16 protein-coding genes, 1 tRNA gene and 1 other RNA gene are annotated in these 16,786 nt (G+C 76.7%); 12 read left to right on the top strand and 6 right to left on the bottom strand.

The genetic code is table 11. The features are described from left to right. The first annotated feature begins 187 nt into the window (after window positions 1-187). Complete coding sequence (tgt, locus tag LQU92_RS09350; RefSeq protein ID WP_230780153.1) at window positions 188-1,486, top strand: tRNA guanosine(34) transglycosylase Tgt; 1,299 nt, start codon at window positions 188-190, stop codon at window positions 1,484-1,486. A 7-nt stretch (window positions 1,487-1,493) separates the two neighbouring features. Here the strand turns inward: tgt and LQU92_RS09345 are convergent, their stop codons facing one another. Beyond that, window positions 1,494-2,276 (bottom strand): TVP38/TMEM64 family protein, encoded by a 783-nt coding sequence (locus LQU92_RS09345; protein ID WP_143709874.1) that lies wholly within the window; start codon window positions 2,274-2,276, stop codon window positions 1,494-1,496. A 56-nt stretch (window positions 2,277-2,332) separates the two neighbouring features. Between LQU92_RS09345 and LQU92_RS09340 the strand changes: the two genes are divergently transcribed. Both LQU92_RS09340 and LQU92_RS09335 read left to right on the top strand, forming a co-directional pair. Continuing rightward, window positions 2,333-2,806, top strand: a complete 474-nt coding sequence (locus LQU92_RS09340) for an SRPBCC domain-containing protein (RefSeq protein WP_058857207.1) — start codon at window positions 2,333-2,335, stop codon at window positions 2,804-2,806. A 39-nt stretch (window positions 2,807-2,845) separates the two neighbouring features. Further along, window positions 2,846-3,637: an MBL fold metallo-hydrolase gene (locus tag LQU92_RS09335; RefSeq protein ID WP_230780151.1), complete on the top strand. Its 792-nt coding sequence runs from the start codon at window positions 2,846-2,848 to the stop codon at window positions 3,635-3,637. On the opposite strand, the gene LQU92_RS09330 is transcribed toward LQU92_RS09335, so the two are convergent. Next, window positions 3,622-4,260 (bottom strand): DUF4126 domain-containing protein, encoded by a 639-nt coding sequence (locus LQU92_RS09330; protein ID WP_101851665.1) that lies wholly within the window; start codon window positions 4,258-4,260, stop codon window positions 3,622-3,624. The two genes, LQU92_RS09335 and LQU92_RS09330, sit on opposite strands and share 16 nt — an antisense overlap. Before the next feature lie 44 nt (window positions 4,261-4,304). Then, window positions 4,305-5,021, bottom strand: coding sequence for a queuosine precursor transporter (locus LQU92_RS09325; protein ID WP_230780149.1), 717 nt, complete (start codon window positions 5,019-5,021; stop codon window positions 4,305-4,307). Between the two features lie 240 nt (window positions 5,022-5,261). Here LQU92_RS09325 and LQU92_RS09320 point away from each other — a divergent pair, with 240 nt between their 5' ends. Then, window positions 5,262-6,116, top strand: a complete 855-nt coding sequence (locus LQU92_RS09320; RefSeq protein ID WP_230780148.1) for a PfkB family carbohydrate kinase — start codon at window positions 5,262-5,264, stop codon at window positions 6,114-6,116. A gap of 369 nt (window positions 6,117-6,485) precedes the next feature. Continuing rightward, window positions 6,486-7,154: a TetR/AcrR family transcriptional regulator gene (locus tag LQU92_RS09315; protein ID WP_101851662.1), complete on the top strand. Its 669-nt coding sequence runs from the start codon at window positions 6,486-6,488 to the stop codon at window positions 7,152-7,154. A 34-nt stretch (window positions 7,155-7,188) separates the two neighbouring features. Here LQU92_RS09315 and LQU92_RS09310 read toward each other — a convergent pair whose 3' ends face one another. Together LQU92_RS09310 and LQU92_RS09305 are read right to left on the bottom strand one after the other, a co-directional pair. After that, the gene (locus tag LQU92_RS09310; RefSeq protein ID WP_058857212.1) at window positions 7,189-7,506 is read right to left on the bottom strand and encodes a type II toxin-antitoxin system VapB family antitoxin; all 318 of its coding nucleotides are present in this window, start codon (window positions 7,504-7,506) and stop codon (window positions 7,189-7,191) included. Window positions 7,507-7,646: 140 nt separating this feature from the next. Further along, window positions 7,647-7,731 (bottom strand) — tRNA-Ser (locus LQU92_RS09305). Between the two features lie 164 nt (window positions 7,732-7,895). On the opposite strand from LQU92_RS09305, the gene ffs reads away from it, so the two are divergent. The 6 genes from ffs to LQU92_RS09275 all read left to right on the top strand — a co-directional run bounded on the left by ffs (window position 7,896) and on the right by LQU92_RS09275 (window position 14,867). Beyond that, an RNA gene (gene ffs, locus LQU92_RS09300) (signal recognition particle sRNA small type) lies at window positions 7,896-7,992 on the top strand. A gap of 74 nt (window positions 7,993-8,066) precedes the next feature. Continuing rightward, complete coding sequence (locus LQU92_RS09295; protein ID WP_230780146.1) at window positions 8,067-11,339, top strand: DNA polymerase III subunit gamma and tau; 3,273 nt, start codon at window positions 8,067-8,069, stop codon at window positions 11,337-11,339. Window positions 11,340-11,457: 118 nt separating this feature from the next. After that, the gene (gene recR, locus LQU92_RS09290) at window positions 11,458-12,054 is read left to right on the top strand and encodes a recombination mediator RecR (RefSeq protein WP_058857214.1); all 597 of its coding nucleotides are present in this window, start codon (window positions 11,458-11,460) and stop codon (window positions 12,052-12,054) included. Window positions 12,055-12,247: 193 nt separating this feature from the next. After that, window positions 12,248-13,534: an aspartate kinase gene (locus LQU92_RS09285; RefSeq protein ID WP_058857215.1), complete on the top strand. Its 1,287-nt coding sequence runs from the start codon at window positions 12,248-12,250 to the stop codon at window positions 13,532-13,534. A gap of 38 nt (window positions 13,535-13,572) precedes the next feature. Further along, window positions 13,573-14,508, top strand: a complete 936-nt coding sequence (locus LQU92_RS09280; protein ID WP_230780143.1) for a 3-methyladenine DNA glycosylase — start codon at window positions 13,573-13,575, stop codon at window positions 14,506-14,508. Next, a complete protein-coding gene (locus tag LQU92_RS09275) occupies window positions 14,505-14,867 on the top strand; it encodes a Rieske 2Fe-2S domain-containing protein (protein ID WP_230780141.1) in 363 nt (120 codons plus the stop codon). The genes LQU92_RS09280 and LQU92_RS09275 overlap by 4 nt, the downstream gene beginning before the upstream one ends. 4 nt (window positions 14,868-14,871) lie before the next feature. Here LQU92_RS09275 and LQU92_RS09270 read toward each other — a convergent pair whose 3' ends face one another. Beyond that, complete coding sequence (locus LQU92_RS09270) at window positions 14,872-15,324, bottom strand: helix-turn-helix domain-containing protein (protein ID WP_230780139.1); 453 nt, start codon at window positions 15,322-15,324, stop codon at window positions 14,872-14,874. Window positions 15,325-15,473: 149 nt separating this feature from the next. On the opposite strand from LQU92_RS09270, the gene LQU92_RS09265 reads away from it, so the two are divergent. Next, a complete protein-coding gene (locus LQU92_RS09265) occupies window positions 15,474-16,703 on the top strand; it encodes an MFS transporter (protein ID WP_230780137.1) in 1,230 nt (409 codons plus the stop codon). Window positions 16,704-16,786 lie beyond the last annotated feature (83 nt).

Raw genomic sequence — 16,786 nt, 5'->3', positions numbered from 1 at the left:
TCCTGGTCGGGCCCGGGCGGGGTGGCCCGGGCGGGGCGTGCGGGGCGGCGGGCACCGTCCACCGGTGCGAACGCCGGCAGCGGGCGGGCGCTTCCGGGCCCGGGCGATGAGCTCGCTCACAGGACCCGGACCGGGGCCGGTCCCGGGCCCGTCCGGGGGCGGGTCCGGGGTGGGCCACAATGGTCGGATGAGCTCCTCCCCGCAGACCCCCCCCGCCCTCCCGTCCGCCCGCTCGGCCTTCGGCTTCGAGGTCGGCCACCGGCTCGAGGACACCGCGGCGGCCCCCGGGGAGCGCGCGGCCGCGAACGGGGGCCGGTTCGGGGGCCGGACGGGCACGATCACGACCCCGCACGGGACGATCGCGACCCCCGCGTTCGTGCCCGTGGGCACGCAGGCCACGGTCAAGGCCGTGCTGCCGGAGGCCATGAAGGAGCTCGGGGCGCAGGCGCTGCTGGCCAACGCCTACCACCTCTACCTCCAGCCCGGGGCCGAGGTCCTGGACGCCGCGGGCGGGCTGGGCGCCTTCATGAACTGGGACGGGCCCACGTTCACGGACTCCGGCGGGTTCCAGGTGATGTCCCTGGGGGCGGGGTTCAAGAAGGTCATCGACATGTCGGGGGCCGGGGCGGCGGGCGACGACGACGTCGCGGCCGGCAAGGAGCGCCTGGCCCACGTCGACGACGACGGGGTGACGTTCAAGTCCCACCTCAACGGCGACCTGCACCGCTTCACCCCGGAGATCTCGATGCAGGTCCAGCACCGCCTGGGGGCGGACGTGATGTTCGCCTTCGACGAGCTGACCACCCTGCACAACTCCCGCGGCTACCAGGAGGCCTCCCTCGAGCGGACCCGGCGGTGGGCGCTGCGCTGCGCGGCCGAGCACGCCCGGCTGACCGGGGAGCGCGCCGGGAAGCCGTACCAGGCGCTGTTCGGGGTGGTGCAGGGCGCCCAGTACGAGGACCTGCGCCGGCGGGCGTGCCGGGACCTCGCCGCGATGGACTTCGACGGCTACGGGATCGGCGGGGCGCTCGAGAAGGAGAACCTCGGCACGATCGTGCGCTGGTGCACGGAGGAGCTGCCCGAGGACCGGCCCCGGCACCTGCTGGGCATCTCCGAGCCGGACGACATCTTCACGGCCCTGGAGAACGGCGTGGACACCTTCGACTGCGTCTCCCCCACCCGGGTGGGGCGCACGGGGGCCGTGTACACCCCCGACGGGCGGTTCAACGTCAACACCGCCCGCTTCCGCACCGACTTCTCCCCGGTCTTCGAGGGCTGCGACTGCTACACGTGCACGCACTACACCCGGGCCTACCTGCACCACCTGTTCAAGGCCAAGGAGCGGCTGTCCGCGACGCTGACCTCGATCCACAACGAGCGCTTCATCGTGCGGATGGTCGACGGCGCCCGCGCGGCGATGGCCGACGGCACGTACTTCGACTACCGGGACGAGGTGCTGGGCCGCTACTACGCGGGCCGGGCCTGACCGGGGCTCACCCGGCCCGGGGCCGCCCCTCGTCCCCGGGGCCCTCCGGGTCCCCCGCCCCGCCGGGGCCGTCGTGGCCCGCGGGGTCCTCCCCGCCCTCCGGCTCCGCCCGGTGCTCGGCCCGGCGGGCGTGCCGCCAGGCGACCACCCCCACCACGACCACGGCCGCCCACGAGGCGGCGACGACCGCGAGCGCCGGCCAGGACGGGCGGGAGGTGAAGGCCCCCACCGCGGCGAAGCTCAGCTGCCCGGGGGTCCCGCCCAGCAGCGTGGCCCCGAGGTAGTCCCGCTGCGGGATCCGCACCAGCCCGGACCCGTAGCTGAGCGTCCAGTTGGGCAGCACGGGGCGCAGCACCAGCACCGTGAGGAAGCCCTTGCCCCGCAGCCGCGCCTCGACGGCCTCCACCCGGGGGCCGGCCAGCCGGTAGAGGGCGTCGCGGCCCAGGAAGCGGGCCAGCCAGTAGCCCAGCCACGCCCCGGTGGTGGTCGCGACCACGCCCAGCACGCTGCCCTGGGCCATGCCGAAGAGGAACCCGCCGGAGACGGCCATGATCGTCACCGGCACGGGGGTCGCGGCGACGAGGGCGAACACGAGCCCGAAGACGAGCGGGCCCCACACGCCGAAGCGGGCCACGAACGCGTGGATCTGCTCCACGGTGGGCGGGGTCCAGCCGATGAGGTACCAGACGGCGAGGCCGATCACCAGCAGCAGCGCCCCGCCCTTGAGCGCGGGCACCCACGCCGGCCGCGCGCCGGGGCGCTCCGGGCCCCGGCCAGGTTCGGTGCTCACGGTCGTCACTGTACCCAGTGCCCTCCTGGGGGCCGCGCAGCGGGGAGAATGGGGCCATGGACGTCACCGACCTGGACCCCGCGGAGGTCTTCTCCGTCTCCCACGACCTGCCCCACCCGCCGGCCGCGGTCTTCGCCGCCTTCACCGACCCGGACCGGCTCGCGGCGTGGTTCGGCCCGCAGGGCTGGAGCGTGCCCCGGGAGTCGGTCGTGCTCGAGCCCCGCCCGGGCGGGCGCCGCGACTTCCTCATGGTCTCCGACGCGGACCCCCGGCAGGTCGTGCCCGTGCGCTCGACCTGCCTGCGCCTCGAGCAGGACGCCCTGCTCGAGGCCCGCGAGGTGCTGCCCGGCCCCGACGGCGAGCCCTCCGGGCCGCACGTGCTCCAGCGCGTCGAGCTGCTGGCCACCGGCGACGGCGGCACCCTGCTCGTCGTCTCCCAGGGCCCCCTGCCGGCCGCGGTGCACGAGGGCGCGGCCGCGGGCTGGCGCAGCTCCTTCGCCCGCCTCGAGGCGCTGCTCGCCGCCGGCTGACCGGGCCCGCGCCGGCGCGGGCTGGGCTAGTCTGCCCGCATGAGCGAGCCCGTCCGCACGACCGCCCTGACCCGCCGGCTGACCGCCCCGAACCCCGGCCCCATGACCCTCGACGGCACGAACTCGTGGCTGCTCGGGGCGCCGGGGCAGGGCGACGTCGTCGTCGTGGACCCCGGCCCCGAGGACGCCGGCCACCTGGAGTCGCTCGCCGCCGCGGGCCGCACGGCCCTCGTGCTGGTCACCCACCGGCACGGCGACCACACGGCCGGGCTCGACCGCTTCGCCGCGCTCACCGGCGCGCCCGTGCGCGCCGTCTCCCCCGCCTTCTGCCGCGGCGCGGACCCGCTGGGCGAGGGCGAGGTGCTGGAGGCGGCCGGGGTGCGGATCGAGGTGCTGCACACCCCGGGGCACACCTCCGACTCGGTGTGCCTGTACCTGCCCGAGGACGCCCCGCCCGGGCACGAGCCGGGCACGGGCGCGGGCAGCGTGCTGACCGGGGACACGGTCCTGGGCCGCGGGACCACGGTCCTGGACCACCCGGACGGCACGCTCGCGGACTACCTGCGCAGCCTGCACCGGCTGGCGGTGCTGGGCCCGGCCACGGTCCTGCCGGGCCACGCGCAGGTGCTGGCGGACCTCGGCGCCGCGTGCGAGCGGCTGCTCGAGCACCGGGGGCAGCGGCTGGCCGAGGTCCGTGAGGCGCTGCGGGCGCTCGGGCCCGGCGCGGGGACGGAGGCGGTGACCGCCCGGATCTACGCGGACGTGCCGGAGTCGGTGCTGCCCGCCGCGCGGCTGTCCGTGCGGGCCCAGCTGGCCTACCTGGGGCGCTGAGCGGCCCCGCCGCGCGGGCGCCCCGGCGCGGGCCCCGGACGGCGGCCGCGGCGCAGCCGCCGGTAGAGCAGGAACAGCAGCACGGCCACCGCGGCGAGCACCACGACCACGAGCAGCGGCAAGAACACCGCCACGAGGGACAGGGTCACGGCCGAGACGTCCTCGACCGTGGACGCCACCGGCGCGGCCGCGCCCGCGGTGAGCGTGTTGGCGGCCGGGCGGGAGACGGTCTTCGTCACGTGCACCACGAGGGCGACGACGACGCCCACGGCCACGGGCACCCACGCCGGGGCGGAGAGCAGCGCGCCCGGGTCGGCCGCCGTGCCCCCGCCGGCGGTCTGGGCGGTGGTGGCGGAGCCGAAGACGATCCCGCCGGAGGTGGGGCGCACGAAGGTCTGGAGCAGGTCGTTGAGCGAGTCCACGACCGGGACCTTGTCCGCCACGACCTCCACGGCCAGCAGCACGGCGAGCAGGACCAGCACCCAGGTCTCGGACAGCCACGCGGAGCCCGGGCCGAGGTCCACGGCCTGCGTGAAGCGGTCCAGCAGCCCGAGCACGAGCAGCGGGACGTAGGCGTTCAGGCCCGCCGAGGCCGCGAGCCCGGTGCCGGTGAGGACGTCCATGGGCTCATCCTAGACAGCGGCCCCGGGCCGGGGACCCGCGGGGCTCAGCCCACCGGCGCGCCCTGCGGGGGCGCGGCCACGGCCTCGCGCCGCTTCAGGGTCCCGACGGCGGCGTAGGTCACCGGCAGGACCAGCACCTCGACCAGGACCTTGTAGACGTAGCCGACCAGCACGTAGTTCAGGAAGTCCCCGGCCGTGCTGATGCCGATGATCGGGGCGGCCACGGTGCAGAAGATCACGGTGTCCACGAGCTCGCCCACCAGGGTCGAGCCGAGCAGGCGGGCCCACAGGTGCCGCCCGCCCGTGCGGGCCTTGAGCCGGACCATCACGAAGGCGTTGAGCAGCTGGCCCGCGAGGTAGCCCAGCAGGGACCCGGCCACGATCAGCGGCACCGGCCCCAGCACGGTCTCGAACGCCTCCTGGCCCTCGTAGAACGCGGCCGGGGGCAGCGCGATGACCAGCCAGAACACGACCGAGGCGAACAGGCCCGCCGCGAAGGAGGTCACGATCGCCCGCCGCGCGGGGCGGAAGCCGTAGACCTCGGCCACGACGTCGCCCAGCACGTAGGCCAGGGGGAAGAGGAAGAAGCCGCCGTCGGTGAGCACCGGGCCGAAGGCCACGCCCTTGGTCGCCGCGATGTTGGAGAGCACGAGGATCACGCAGTAGGCGGCCACGAGCAGGTCGTAGGCGCTGCGGGGGCGGCGGGCGAGGCCCGTGGGCTCGGGGCCCGCCGGCGAGGGGGGAGCAGGGGATGCGGTCACGTGGGTCACCAATCTGTATTGACGCGGCGGGCCCGCGCGGGACCCGCCGTGGTTCGATCCGGTATGCGGCCCGGCCCCCGCCTGCCACCCGGGGGCTCCTCCGCCGGCGCCGCGCACCCGGGACGGGCCCGGGACGGCCGGAGGCCGTCGGACAGTCTAGCGCCGGGGCCGGCGGCCCCTCCGGGCCGGCGCGGGGCGCCGGTTGGCCCCGGGCGCGGGCCCGGGCGCAGAATGGTCCCCATGACCGACACCACCACCGCTCCCGCCGCCGGCCGCCCCGCGGCGGCCCAGCCCCCCGTGGCCCTGACCGTCGCCGGGTCCGAGGCCACCGGCGGCGCCGGCGCGCAGGCGGACCTCAAGACCTTCCAGGAGCTCGGCGTCTTCGGCTCGCTGGCCCTGACCTGCATCGTCTCCTTCGACCCCGCCGAGGACTGGGGCCACCGCCTCTTCCCCGTGCCGCAGGACGTGCTGCGCGAGCAGCTCGAGGCGATCACGGCGGCCCACGAGCTCGGCGCCGTGAAGATCGGCATGCTCGGCAGCCCCGCCACCATCGCGACCACCGCCGAGGTCCTGGGCCGGCTGGCCCCGCGCCACCTCGTGCTCGACCCGGTGCTGATCTGCAAGGGCCAGGAGCCCGGCGCCGCGCTGGACACCGACGAGGCGCTCAAGGCCGAGATCCTGCCCCTGGCCACCTTCGTGACCCCCAACCACTTCGAGGCGCTGTCCCTGTCCGGGCTCGAGGAGATCAGCACGGTCGAGCACCTCGCCGAGGCCGCCCGCCGGATCCACGAGCGCTCCGGCGCCGTGGTGCTCGCCAAGGGCGGGGTCCGGCTGGCCGGCCCGGACGCCGTGGACGTCTACTACGACGGGGAGACCCTCGAGGTGCTCTCCGAGCCCAAGGTCGGCGAGGTCCCCGTGGCCGGGGCCGGCTGCACCCTGGCCGCGGCGGTCGCCGCCGAGCTGGCCAAGGGCGCCGAGCCGCTCGCGGCCGCGCGCACGGCGAAGGCGTTCGTCTCGGCCGGGATCCGGCAGCGGCTGGTCTCCCGCGCGCCCTTCGACTCCCTGTGGCAGGGCGGGTCCGCCGTCGAGCGCTGAACCGCCCCTCCCCCGTGCGGCCGCGCCGCCCGCTCCCCTCCCGGAGCGGGCGGCGCGGCCGTTGACGGCGGAAGGCGGGGCGCCCCCGCGCCCGGGCCATGAGGCTCGGGCCGGCACGGGTGCGGCAGCGGCCGGAGCAGGTCCGGGCCGAGACCCACCCCCTCGTGGACCTCGGCGGCGAGACCCCGGCGCGCGACCCCGAGGGGTGCACCGCCTGAGCCCCCGGGGGAAGCTTCCTGGACGTTCTCCGTGGAGTTGCCCGATCCGGCGCCGAAGCGGGCCGAAAGGTGGTGTCATAGTCGGACACACCGTCACCAAGACTCATTGAAGTGTGCATACTTTGATGACAGATAGAAATCAGGTGTCATCATGCCCCGCATCTCAGCCGCCACCAACGCCGCGCAGCGCGAGAACACCAAGCGAGCGATCCTCGACTCCTTCGGCCAGCTGCTCTACCGGCAGGGCCTCACCGGCCTGACCATGACGCACGTGGCGAAGAACGCGGGGGTGGGCCGCACCGCCGTCTACAACTACTTCGCCGACATGGGCGAGCTGCTGGTGGCCTACGCGCTCGACGAGACCGAGCGGTTCATGGCCGACCTGCGCCGCGACCTCGAGGGCGTGGAGAACCCGGTGGACCGGCTGGCGGTCTACATCCGGGCCCAGATCGAGGACCTCACCCGCCGGCACCTGCCGCCGGGGCCGACCATGCGCACCGTCCTCTCCCCCGAGGACTACCAGAAGCTCGGCGAGCACGTGGGCGAGCTGCAGGGACTGCTCGCGGCGATCCTGCGCGCGGCCATCGAGGAGCGGTGGCTGCCCGGGGGCGACATCGCCGAGCTGGCCTCCCTGGTGCACGGCTCGCTCACCGCGGCCGCCGACCGCGGGCAGAGCGCGGACCGGGACCGCGCCGAGCGCGAGCGCCACATCCGCACCACGGTCCGGTTCATCCAGCAGGGCCTCGGGGCCCAGTTCGACGCCGAGGGCAGACCGGTGCGCCTGACCCCCGAGCGGCCCCCGCTCAGCGCCGCCTCCTGAGGGGCGCCGCCGCGGGCGGCGCCCGGGCTTGCGGCTACGCCGTGCGTGCCGGGGACCGGTCGAGGTCCAGGACGCGGGCGTGGACCACGGCCCGGTGGTGCAGGGCGGTGCGCAGCGCCCGGTGCAGACCGTCCTCGAGGTAGAGCTCCCCGCGCCAGCGGACCACGTGCGGGAAGAGGTCCCCGTAGAAGGTGGAGTCCGCGTCGAGCAGCGTGGACAGGTCCAGGGTGGTCTTGGTGGTGACGAGCTGGTCCAGCCGCACCTGGCGCGGGGCGACGCCGGACCAGTCCGCGGGGGTGACCAGGCCGTGGTCGGGGTACGGGCGGGTGTCGCCCACGGCCTTGAAGATCATGGGCCTCATCCTAGGGGCGGGGCGGGGCCGGCCCCAGCCGGGCCTGCGCGGACACCCCGCGGGCCGCTGCGGCCGGGCGGGAACGAGGAACGCCCCGGACCGAGGGGCCGGGGCGTTCCGACGTCCGGGGACGTCCTGCGCGGAGGATGGGGGATTTGAACCCCCGAGGGCGTGAACCCAACACGCGTTCCAGGCGTGCGCCATAGGCCGCTAGGCGAATCCTCCAGGCGTGCGTGCCGGCAGGCCTTCCGGCGCCGAACATGCGGGATCCAGCATAGCCGAATCCCGGCGCTGTGCCGAATCGGCCCCTCCCGCCCCGCCGGAGCGGCCCGTCCGGCCGGGGCGGACGGACCGGTTTCGGGGCCCGCGCAGGATCCGCTAGAGTAGGGGCCAGCCCCTCGCGTGGCGTCATCCTGCTGAACTCCCCCAGGACCGGAAGGTAGCAAGGGTAGGTGGGCTCTGGCGGGTGCGCGAGGGGTCTTCTCGTCCCCCCGGAGCGGCCCCTCCCCAGGCTCGACCGGCCGCGCCGGCTGTCGGATTCCGTCGCTAAGGTGGCTCCTGTGACTACCGCCCTGTACCGCCGCTACCGCCCGGAGACCTTCGAGGACGTCATCGGCCAGGAGCACGTGACCGAGCCGCTGATGACGGCGCTGCGCAAGGACAGGGTCAGCCACGCGTACCTCTTCTCCGGCCCCCGCGGCTGCGGCAAGACGACCTCCGCGCGCATCCTCGCCCGCTGCCTGAACTGCGCCGAGGGCCCCACGGCCACCCCGTGCGGGCGCTGCGAGAGCTGCCGCGACCTGGCCCGGGACGGCGCGGGCTCCCTCGACGTCATCGAGATGGACGCCGCGAGCCACGGCGGCGTGGACCACGCCCGCGACCTGCGCGAGCGCGCCACGTTCGCCCCCGTGCGCGACCGGTACAAGATATTCATCATCGACGAGGCCCACATGGTCACGCGCGAGGGCTTCAACGCGCTGCTGAAGATCGTCGAGGAGCCGCCGGAGCACATCAAGTTCATCTTCGCGACCACGGAGCCGAGCAAGGTCCTCACGACCATCCGCTCGCGCACCCACCACTACCCCTTCCGGCTGGTCCCGCCGGAGCCGCTCGTGCACTACCTCGAGCAGCTGTGCGCCGAGGAGCACGTGCAGGTGGCCCCCGGCGTGCTCTCGCTCGTGGTGCGCGCCGGCGGCGGGTCCGTGCGCGACACCCTCTCCGTGCTCGACCAGCTCATGGCGGGCTCCGACGAGCAGGGCATCACCTACGACCTCGCGGTCGCCCTGCTCGGCTACACCCACGGCGCGCTGCTCGACGACGTCGTGGACGCCTTCGCCTCCGGGGACGCCGCCACGGTCTTCCGCGCGGTCGACCGCGTGGTGCAGACCGGCCAGGACCCCCGGCGCTTCGTGGAGGACCTGCTCCAGCGCTTCCGGGACCTCGTGATCGTCAACGCCGTGCCGGACTCCGCGGGCAACATCCTGCACGGGATGCCCCAGGACCAGGTCGCCCGGCTGCGCAACCAGGCCTCCCAGCTCGGGGCCGCCGAGCTCTCCCGCGCCGCGGACATCACGAACACCGCGCTCACCGAGATGACGGGGGCCACCTCCCCGCAGCTGCACCTCGAGCTGCTGTGCGCCCGGATCCTGCTGCCCTCCTCCGAGGACACCACCCGCGGCGTGACCGCCCGCGTGGACCGGATCGAGCGCCGGCTCGGCATCGGCCGGGGCGCCGCTCCCGCCGACCAGCACGCCCCGGCGGCACCGGCCGCCGAGCCCGCGCCCGCGCCGTCCGCCGTGCCTCCCGCGCCGCGGCCGGACGGCGAGGACCGCGGGCCCGCGGGCGCCGCGCCGGCGGCCCCTCCGGCCGGGGAGGCCGCCCCGCCTGAGCCCACCCCGCGGCAGCCCGCGCCGGCGCACGCCGCGGCCGGCGACCGGTCCGGCGACGACGCACGGCACCGCGCCGGCGGCGCGCAGGGCGACGACGGCGCGCCCCGGGCCCCGGAGCCGCACGGGGCGCCGGCCGGCGGACCGGACCCGCGGTCGCGCCCCGACCCCGGGCCCTCCGGGCCCGTCCGGCCCGGAGCCGCCGCCCCGGAGCCGCAGGAGGACACCCCGCGCGCCGCCGACGGCGCGAGCACCGAGATCGACCTGCTGCGGGCGTCGTGGCCGGAGATCGTCAACGCCCTGGCCGAGATCCGCCGGGTCGCGTGGTTCACCGTCCAGCGCGGCACCCCGCAGTCCTTCGACGGCAAGGTCCTGCGGATCATGTTCGACGCCGAGGGCGACCTCATGAACTTCCCCCGCTTCGAGGACGACCTGCGCCGGGCCGTGCACCAGGTGCTGGGCATCGACTGCCGCGCCGAGGCCGTGCCCCCGGGCGGAGGCCACGGACGCGGCGGCGGGTCCCGGCGACCGGGACCGCCCGCTCCCCCGCGCGGCGGCCAGGACGGGCCGGGGCCCGGGCGCCGGCCGGAGCAGCGCGGCGGCCGGGGTCCGGAGCAGGACGCCGCGCCGCGGCAGGACCCGGGCGCGGCGCAGCAGCACGACCGGGGCACGGCCCATCGGGCGGAGCGCAGCCCCGCACCGCAGGGAGAGCAGCGTGCCGTGCAGCGGCCGGAGCCCGGTGCGGCGCAGCACGGCCGGGCGGGCGCGCCCGCCCGCCGGGACGACGGGCCGGGGACGTCCGCGGGACAGGAGCCGCCGCGGGGCGACCGGGACGCCCGAGGCGCCCCCGGGCGTCCCGCCACGGACGAGGCACCGGAGTGGAGCGACCCCTCCTGGGCCGAGGAGCCCGTGCACAGCTGGTCCGTCGCCCCCATCCCCGGCGGCGCGGCCGCCGACGGGAGCGTCCCCGCGGAGGGCGGGGCCCCCGGCCCGGTCTCCGCGGACCCCGGGCCCGGCCGCTCCGCCCGTCCCGGCGCGCCGGCGGCGCCCGAGGCCGGGCGGCCGGCCGGCGACCACGGCACGACCGCAGCGGCCGGGCCCGGGGTCCGGGCGCCGGACGCGCCGGAGCCCGGTCACCGGGGCCCGGACACCCCCGGGGCCGCGGCCCGTCCGGCGGACGAGCACCGTGCGGACGACCGGCAGCCGGCCCACCGGCGTGCCGACGACCGGGGCCCCGGCGCCCAGGGCCCCGCGGGCGGGGAGCCCGCGGAGCAGGACGCCGCGGGCCCGGACCCCGCAGGACGGGCTCCCGCGCGGCAGCGCCCCACCGGCGGGGGGACGGAGGTCACCGCCCCGGCGCCCGCCCCGGCCGGCGGCGGACCCGAGGCGTGGCGGCCCGGTCCCTCCGACGACGACGTCCCACCCCCGGAGGAGCCCCCGTACCCGGACGACCTCCCCTATCCCGATGCCCCCTACCCCGACGAGCCCCCGCCCCCCGAGGACGAGGCGCCGCCGGAGCAGTGGCGGCCCTCCCGCCCGGCGCCCGCGGGTCCGGCCGGGCCGGGCCGGACGGCACCGCCCGCCCCGGCGCACCGTGAGCGGCCGGCCCCCGGAGCGGCGTCGGTGGCCACGGCTCCCGCCCCCGAGCGGGCCGCCCCGCCGGCCCCCGGCGGGGCGGCCGCGGCCCCGGCCCAGGAGCCGGCGTCCCGGCGGCGGCTGAGCTTCCGGGAGCGGCACGCGGCCGCGATCGCCGCCGGCCGGCAGGCCCCCGAGCGGCCCGGGACCGCGGGGGGCGAGGGCCCCGAGGGCGTAGAATGGGACGACTCCTTCGTCCCCAGCGCGGACGACGAGGCCCTCGAGGACTCCACGCTCTACGGCCGGGCCGCCATCGAGCGGATCCTCGGCGGCATGCTGATCGAGGAGCGGGACCTCTCCACCGGGGAGTGAGCCCCGCGGACGCGGTCCACCGGGGCGCGACCCGCCCCGCACGGCCCGGCCCCGGGCGGGCAGCAGCCCCCGGGCGAGGAGCACAGGGGCCTGCACCGGCCCGGAAAACGAGGAGAACGTGTACGAAGGCGCCGTCCAGGAACTGATCGACGAGCTGGGGCGGCTGCCCGGCGTGGGGCCGAAGTCCGCGCAGCGGATCGCGTTCCACCTCCTCGACGCGGACAAGGAGGACGTCCGCCGGCTGGCCGAGGCCATGACCGCCGTCAAGGAGAAGGTGCGGTTCTGCCGGATCTGCGGCAACGTCGCCGAGCTCGAGGAGTGCGCGATCTGCCGCGACGCCCGCCGGGACGCGAGCGTGATCTGCGTGGTCGAGGAGTCCAAGGACGTCATGGCCATCGAGCGCACCCGCAGCTACCGCGGCCGCTACCACGTGCTGGGCGGGGCGATCAGCCCCATCCAGGGCATCGGCCCCGACCAGCTGCGCATCCGCGAGCTGATGACCCGGCTCTCGGACGACACCGTCCAGGAGGTCGTCCTCGCCACCGACCCCAACCTGGAGGGCGAGGCCACCGCGACCTACCTGTCGAGGATGCTCAAGACCCTGGGGGTGCGCGTGACCCGTCTCGCCTCGGGGCTGCCCGTGGGCGGGGACCTCGAGTACGCCGACGAGGTCACCCTCGGCCGGGCCTTCGAGGGCCGCACCGTGGTCGCCTGAGCGGGACCGCCCCGCCCGCCCGTCCCCCGAAGAGCGCTCGCCCGCGCCGACCTGCGGCGACGCCGCCCGCGAGGACGTCCCGGGAGGCCGGCCGCGACCGCCCCGGGGCCCGGACGGTAGGATGTCGTGGGGCCGGCCGCGGGGAGGACCGCCGCTCCTGCCCCCGCCATCACCCACCACAGGAGTTGAACCCATGAGCCTGATCGTGCAGAAGTTCGGTGGCTCCTCCGTCGCGGACGCCGACGGCGTCCGCCGCGTCGCACGGAGGATCGTCGAGACCCACAACCGCGGCCACGACGTCGTCGTGGTCGTCTCCGCCATGGGCGACACCACCGACGAGCTGCTCGACCTCGCCCACGAGGTCACCCGCAAGCCCCCGGCCCGCGAGCTCGACATGCTCCTCACCGCCGGCGAGCGCATCTCGATGGCGCTGCTGGCCATGGCCGTCTCCGGGATGGGCGTGCCCGCCCAGTCCTTCACCGGGTCCCAGGCCGGGATGGTCACCGACGGCGCCCACGGCGCCGCCCTGCTCGTGGAGGTCAACCCCGAGCGGGTGCGCGAGTCCCTGGACCAGGGCAACATCGCGATCATCGCCGGCTTCCAGGGCGTCCACCGCCAGACCAAGGACATCACCACCCTGGGCCGCGGCGGCTCGGACACCACGGCCGTGGCGCTGGCCGCCGCCCTGGACGCCGACGTCTGCGAGATCTACTCCGACGTCGACGGCGTGTTCACCGCCGACCCCCGCATCGCCCCGAAGGCGCGCAAGCTCGAGCAGGTCAGCAGCGAGGAGATGCTCGAGCTGGCCGCCAACGGCGCCAAGATCCTGCACCTGCGCTGCGTGGAGTACGCCCGCCGCTTCGGCGTGAAGCTGCACGTGCGCTCGTCCTTCTCGCACAGCGAGGGCACCTGGGTCATCCCGAGCCCCGAAGACGTCGCCGACTCCCCGAAGGAGATCCCGTTGGAACAGCCGCTCATCTCCGGCATCGCCCACGACCGCACCCAGGCCAAGATCACGGTCGTCGGCGTCCCCGACCGCCCGGGCATCGCCTCCCGGATCTTCCGCCTGCTCGCCGAGGCGAAGGTCAACGTGGACATGATCGTCCAGAACGTCTCCACCGGCGACGACCCCCTGACCGACCTGTCCTTCACCGTGGACGAGTCCCAGGGCGATCTCGCCATGAGCCTGCTGCGCGCGGCCGAGGAGAAGATCGGCTACGCGGGCCTGGAGTACGACGACCAGGTCGGCAAGCTCTCCCTCGTGGGCGCCGGCATGAAGTCGAACCCCGGGGTGACCTTCACGTTCTTCGAGGCGCTGGCCTCGGCGAACATCAACATCGACATGATCTCCACCTCGGAGGTGCGGATCTCGGTGATCACCTCCGCCGACCGCCTCGACGAGGCCGTGCGCGTGGTCCACACCGCCTTCGGCCTCGACGCCCAGGACGAGGCGACGGTCTACGCGGGCACCGGCCGCTGAGGCCCGTGCCGCGCCGGAGCACCGGCGGGACCGGCCCCGTGGCCGGTCCCGCCGTCGTCCTGGACCGGGCGCAGTGGGAGCCGCGGGCGCGCGCCCACGAGGCGCGGGCCGCGCGCTGGGCCGACCCGTTCGTGGCCCGCCGCCACCGCGGGGAGGAGCACCCGGTCGAGGACTTCCTGTTCACCTACTACACGCTCAAGCCGGCGCAGCTGAAGCGGTGGCACCCCGGGGCGGGCACCGTGCTGCTGGACGCCGCCGGGCGGGCCGGCGAGAGGTTCTACCGGCCGCTGCGCCCCGGGGAGCTCGACGCCCTCGGGCTGGGCCCCGGGGACGGGGCCGTGACGGTCGACGACGACGCCTTCCGGGACCGGCGCGGCGCCGCCGTGGACTTCGCCCGGGCGGTGCTGGGCGCCCACGAGCGCAACCCCGGGTTCTTCGGCTGCTTCGGGCTGCACGAGTGGGCGATGGCCTACCGCTCCGAGGAGAACGCGCTGCGCCACGAGCGGCTGCCGCTGCGCCTGGGCGCCGCCGGCACGGACGCCGTGGTCGAGTCCGCCCGGATCCGCTGCACCCACTTCGACGCGTTCCGCTTCTTCCAGCCGCAGGCCGTGCCCCTCAACGAGGTGCAGCCCACGCGGGAGGCCCAGCGCCGGCTCGAGCAGCCGGGCTGCCTGCACGCCACCATGGACCTGTACAAGTGGGCGTACAAGCTCGTGCCCGCGATCCCCTCCGAGCTGGTCCTGGACTGCTTCGAGCTCGCCCGCGACGTGCGGGAGACCGACATGCAGGCCGCCCCCTACGACCTCACCGGCTGGGGCTACGAGCCGGTGCGGATCGAGACCCCGGAGGGCAAGGCCGAGTACGTGCGCCGCCAGCGGGACTTCGCCCGCCGGGCCGCGCCGCTGCGGCGGCGGCTGGGCGCGGCCCTGGAGGTCCTGGACCCGCACCGGGCCACGGCGGGCGCGGCCGCGTGAGCGCGCCGGGACCCTGGGAGCGCGTGGTCGAGGCCGCCGCCGTCGCCCGGCCGCTGGACTTCGCCACGGCGCGCACGAGCACCGGGCCGGTGCTCGTGACCCGGGACGCGGCGGGCGCACTGCACGTGCTGCGCAACACCTGCCCGCACCAGCAGGCCACGGTGTGCCGGGAGGCCGCCGGGCGCGCGGAGTCCTTCGAGTGCCCCAACCACTACTGGGTCTTCGCCCCGGACGGCCGGTTCACGGGCTCCCGCCTCGCCCTGGCCGCGGGACGCACGGCCCCGCCGGACCCGGCCAAGGACCTGCCGGCGCTGGAGGCCGCGGTGGCCGGCGGCTGGGTCGTGGTCCGGCGCGGCTGACCCGTCAGCGCCCCCGGGCGCCCTGTGCCGCCACCCAGGCGCGCACGTCGGCCGCGCGGAACCGGCGGTGGGTGCCCCGGTACTGGACGGGGATCGCGCCCTGGGTCGAGAGGTTGCGCAGGTAGGTGTGGGAGATCCCCGCGAGCGCGGCCGCCTGCGCCGTGGTCAGCAGCTCCTCCCCCGGTCCGGGGTCCCCGTCGCCCCCGCCCGGCGCGGTCCCGCCGCCGGGGCCTGCCGGGGCCGTCGCGGCGTCCCCGGGGCCGGAGGCGACGGTGACCTCCTCGCCGCGGGCCAGCCGGGCGAGCAGGTCCAGGACGGCCTCGCGCGCCGCCCCGGGCAGGCGCAGGGCGGTGCCGTCGACGAAGACGGTGACGTCGCGGGCGGCCAGGGCCTGGGCGAGGCGCTCGGCCTCGCGCCCGTGCAGGCCGGCGGTGGTCGTGGGCGGGTGCTGGCTCATGCGCTCATTGTCCCCCGCGCGCCCCGGGAACGGAGGCCCGCCCGGGACGGAGCCGCCGTCGCCGGCGGGCGGGGAGCCCGCGGACCGGGGCCGCCGCCGGAGCAGCCGCCGATGGCCGCCGGGGCGGCGGTGCGTGGTAGAACAGGCCGGTGACCCGCCCGCAGCCCTCCCGTCCCCTGCCCGTCCCGCTCGTCCTGGCGGCGGTGCTGCTCGTGGCGGTCAACCTCCGCCCGGGGGCGACCTCCGTGGGCCCGGTGCTGGCCGAGCTGCAGGCCGGCCTGGGCCTGGACGCGATCCTGGCCGGGGTCCTGACGTCCCTGCCGGGGCTGACCTTCGCCGTGGCCGGCACCTGCGCCGTGGCGCTCTCGCGGCGCACCGGGATCAGCGGGGCCGTGGCGTGGGGGCTGCTGCTGGTCGCCCTGGCGCTCACGGCGCGCGCCCTGGTGGACTCGGCGCCCGTCTTCCTGGTGCTGAGCGTGCTGGCGCTGCTCGGGATGGGCATCGGCAACATCCTGGTGCCGGCCTTCGTCAAGCGCCACGGCGGGCGGCGCACGGCGCTGCTCAACAGCGTCTACACGACCGGTCTGGCCGTGGGCGCGACCCTGTCCCTGCTGGCGGCCGGCCCGCTGACCGCCGCCGGCGGGTGGCAGTGGACCCTCGGGCTGTGGGGGCTGACCGCCCTGCTGGCACTGGTGCCGTGGCTCGCCGTCGCGGCGCGGGACCGGCGGGAGGCCGCCGCCGCGCCCCGGGTGCTGCTGCGCACCCCGCGGGCCCGCATCACCGGTTCCCGCACGGCCGTGGCGCTGAGCCTGTACTTCGGGGTGCAGTCGATGCACGCCTACGTGCAGTTCGGCTGGGTCGCCCAGATCCTGCGCGACGGCGGCCTGGACCGGGCCGGGGCCGGGCTGGCGATGGCGCTGCTGGCGGCCATGGGCATCCCGGGCGGTCTGCTGATGCCCTCCGTCGTCGCCCGCTCCGCGCGCCTGCGCACGTGGGTCGTGGTCCTGGGCGCGTGCATGGCCGCGGGCTACACCGGCCTGCTGCTCGCCCCGGCCGCCCTGCCGTGGCTGTGGGCGCTGCTGCTGGGCGTCGGCTGCTTCTCCTTCCCGACCGCCCTGGCCCTGATCGTGGCCCGGTCCCGGGAGGCGCACGTGACCGCGCAGCTGTCCGGGTTCACCCAGTCGGTGGGCTACTCGCTCGCCGCCGCCGGGCCCTTCCTCGTGGGCGCCCTGCACGACCTCACCGGCGGCTGGACCGCGCCGCTCGTGCTGCTCATCGCCTCGTGCGCGGTGCTGGCCGCCGCCGGGCTGCTGGCCTCGGCCCCGCGCTTCGTCGACGACGAGCTCGCCGGCCCCGCGGGCCCCGACGGGACCGGCTGACCAGTCGCCGGCGGGGCCTCGCGGGCACCGGGCGGCCCCGAGGCCCCGCCGGCGCCGGACGGGCGGTGACCGGCGTGGGCTCT

Origin of the sequence: Kocuria sp. LUK (assembly GCF_021012935.1) — a bacterium.
GTDB classification, from domain to species: domain Bacteria; phylum Actinomycetota; class Actinomycetes; order Actinomycetales; family Micrococcaceae; genus Kocuria; species Kocuria flava.
This window is presented reverse-complemented; position numbering and strand designations above follow the sequence as displayed.

Coding starts and splice junctions, on each gene's coding strand:
- tgt (WP_230780153.1), top strand. CDS start 188: ATGAGCTCCTCCCCGCAGACCCCCCCCGCCCTCCCGTCCGCCCGCTCG.
- LQU92_RS09340 (WP_058857207.1), top strand. CDS start 2,333: ATGGACGTCACCGACCTGGACCCCGCGGAGGTCTTCTCCGTCTCCCAC.
- LQU92_RS09335 (WP_230780151.1), top strand. CDS start 2,846: ATGAGCGAGCCCGTCCGCACGACCGCCCTGACCCGCCGGCTGACCGCC.
- LQU92_RS09330 (WP_101851665.1), bottom strand. CDS start 4,260: ATGGACGTCCTCACCGGCACCGGGCTCGCGGCCTCGGCGGGCCTGAAC.
- LQU92_RS09320 (WP_230780148.1), top strand. CDS start 5,262: ATGACCGACACCACCACCGCTCCCGCCGCCGGCCGCCCCGCGGCGGCC.
- LQU92_RS09315 (WP_101851662.1), top strand. CDS start 6,486: ATGCCCCGCATCTCAGCCGCCACCAACGCCGCGCAGCGCGAGAACACC.
- LQU92_RS09310 (WP_058857212.1), bottom strand. CDS start 7,506: ATGATCTTCAAGGCCGTGGGCGACACCCGCCCGTACCCCGACCACGGC.
- LQU92_RS09285 (WP_058857215.1), top strand. CDS start 12,248: ATGAGCCTGATCGTGCAGAAGTTCGGTGGCTCCTCCGTCGCGGACGCC.
- LQU92_RS09270 (WP_230780139.1), bottom strand. CDS start 15,324: ATGAGCCAGCACCCGCCCACGACCACCGCCGGCCTGCACGGGCGCGAG.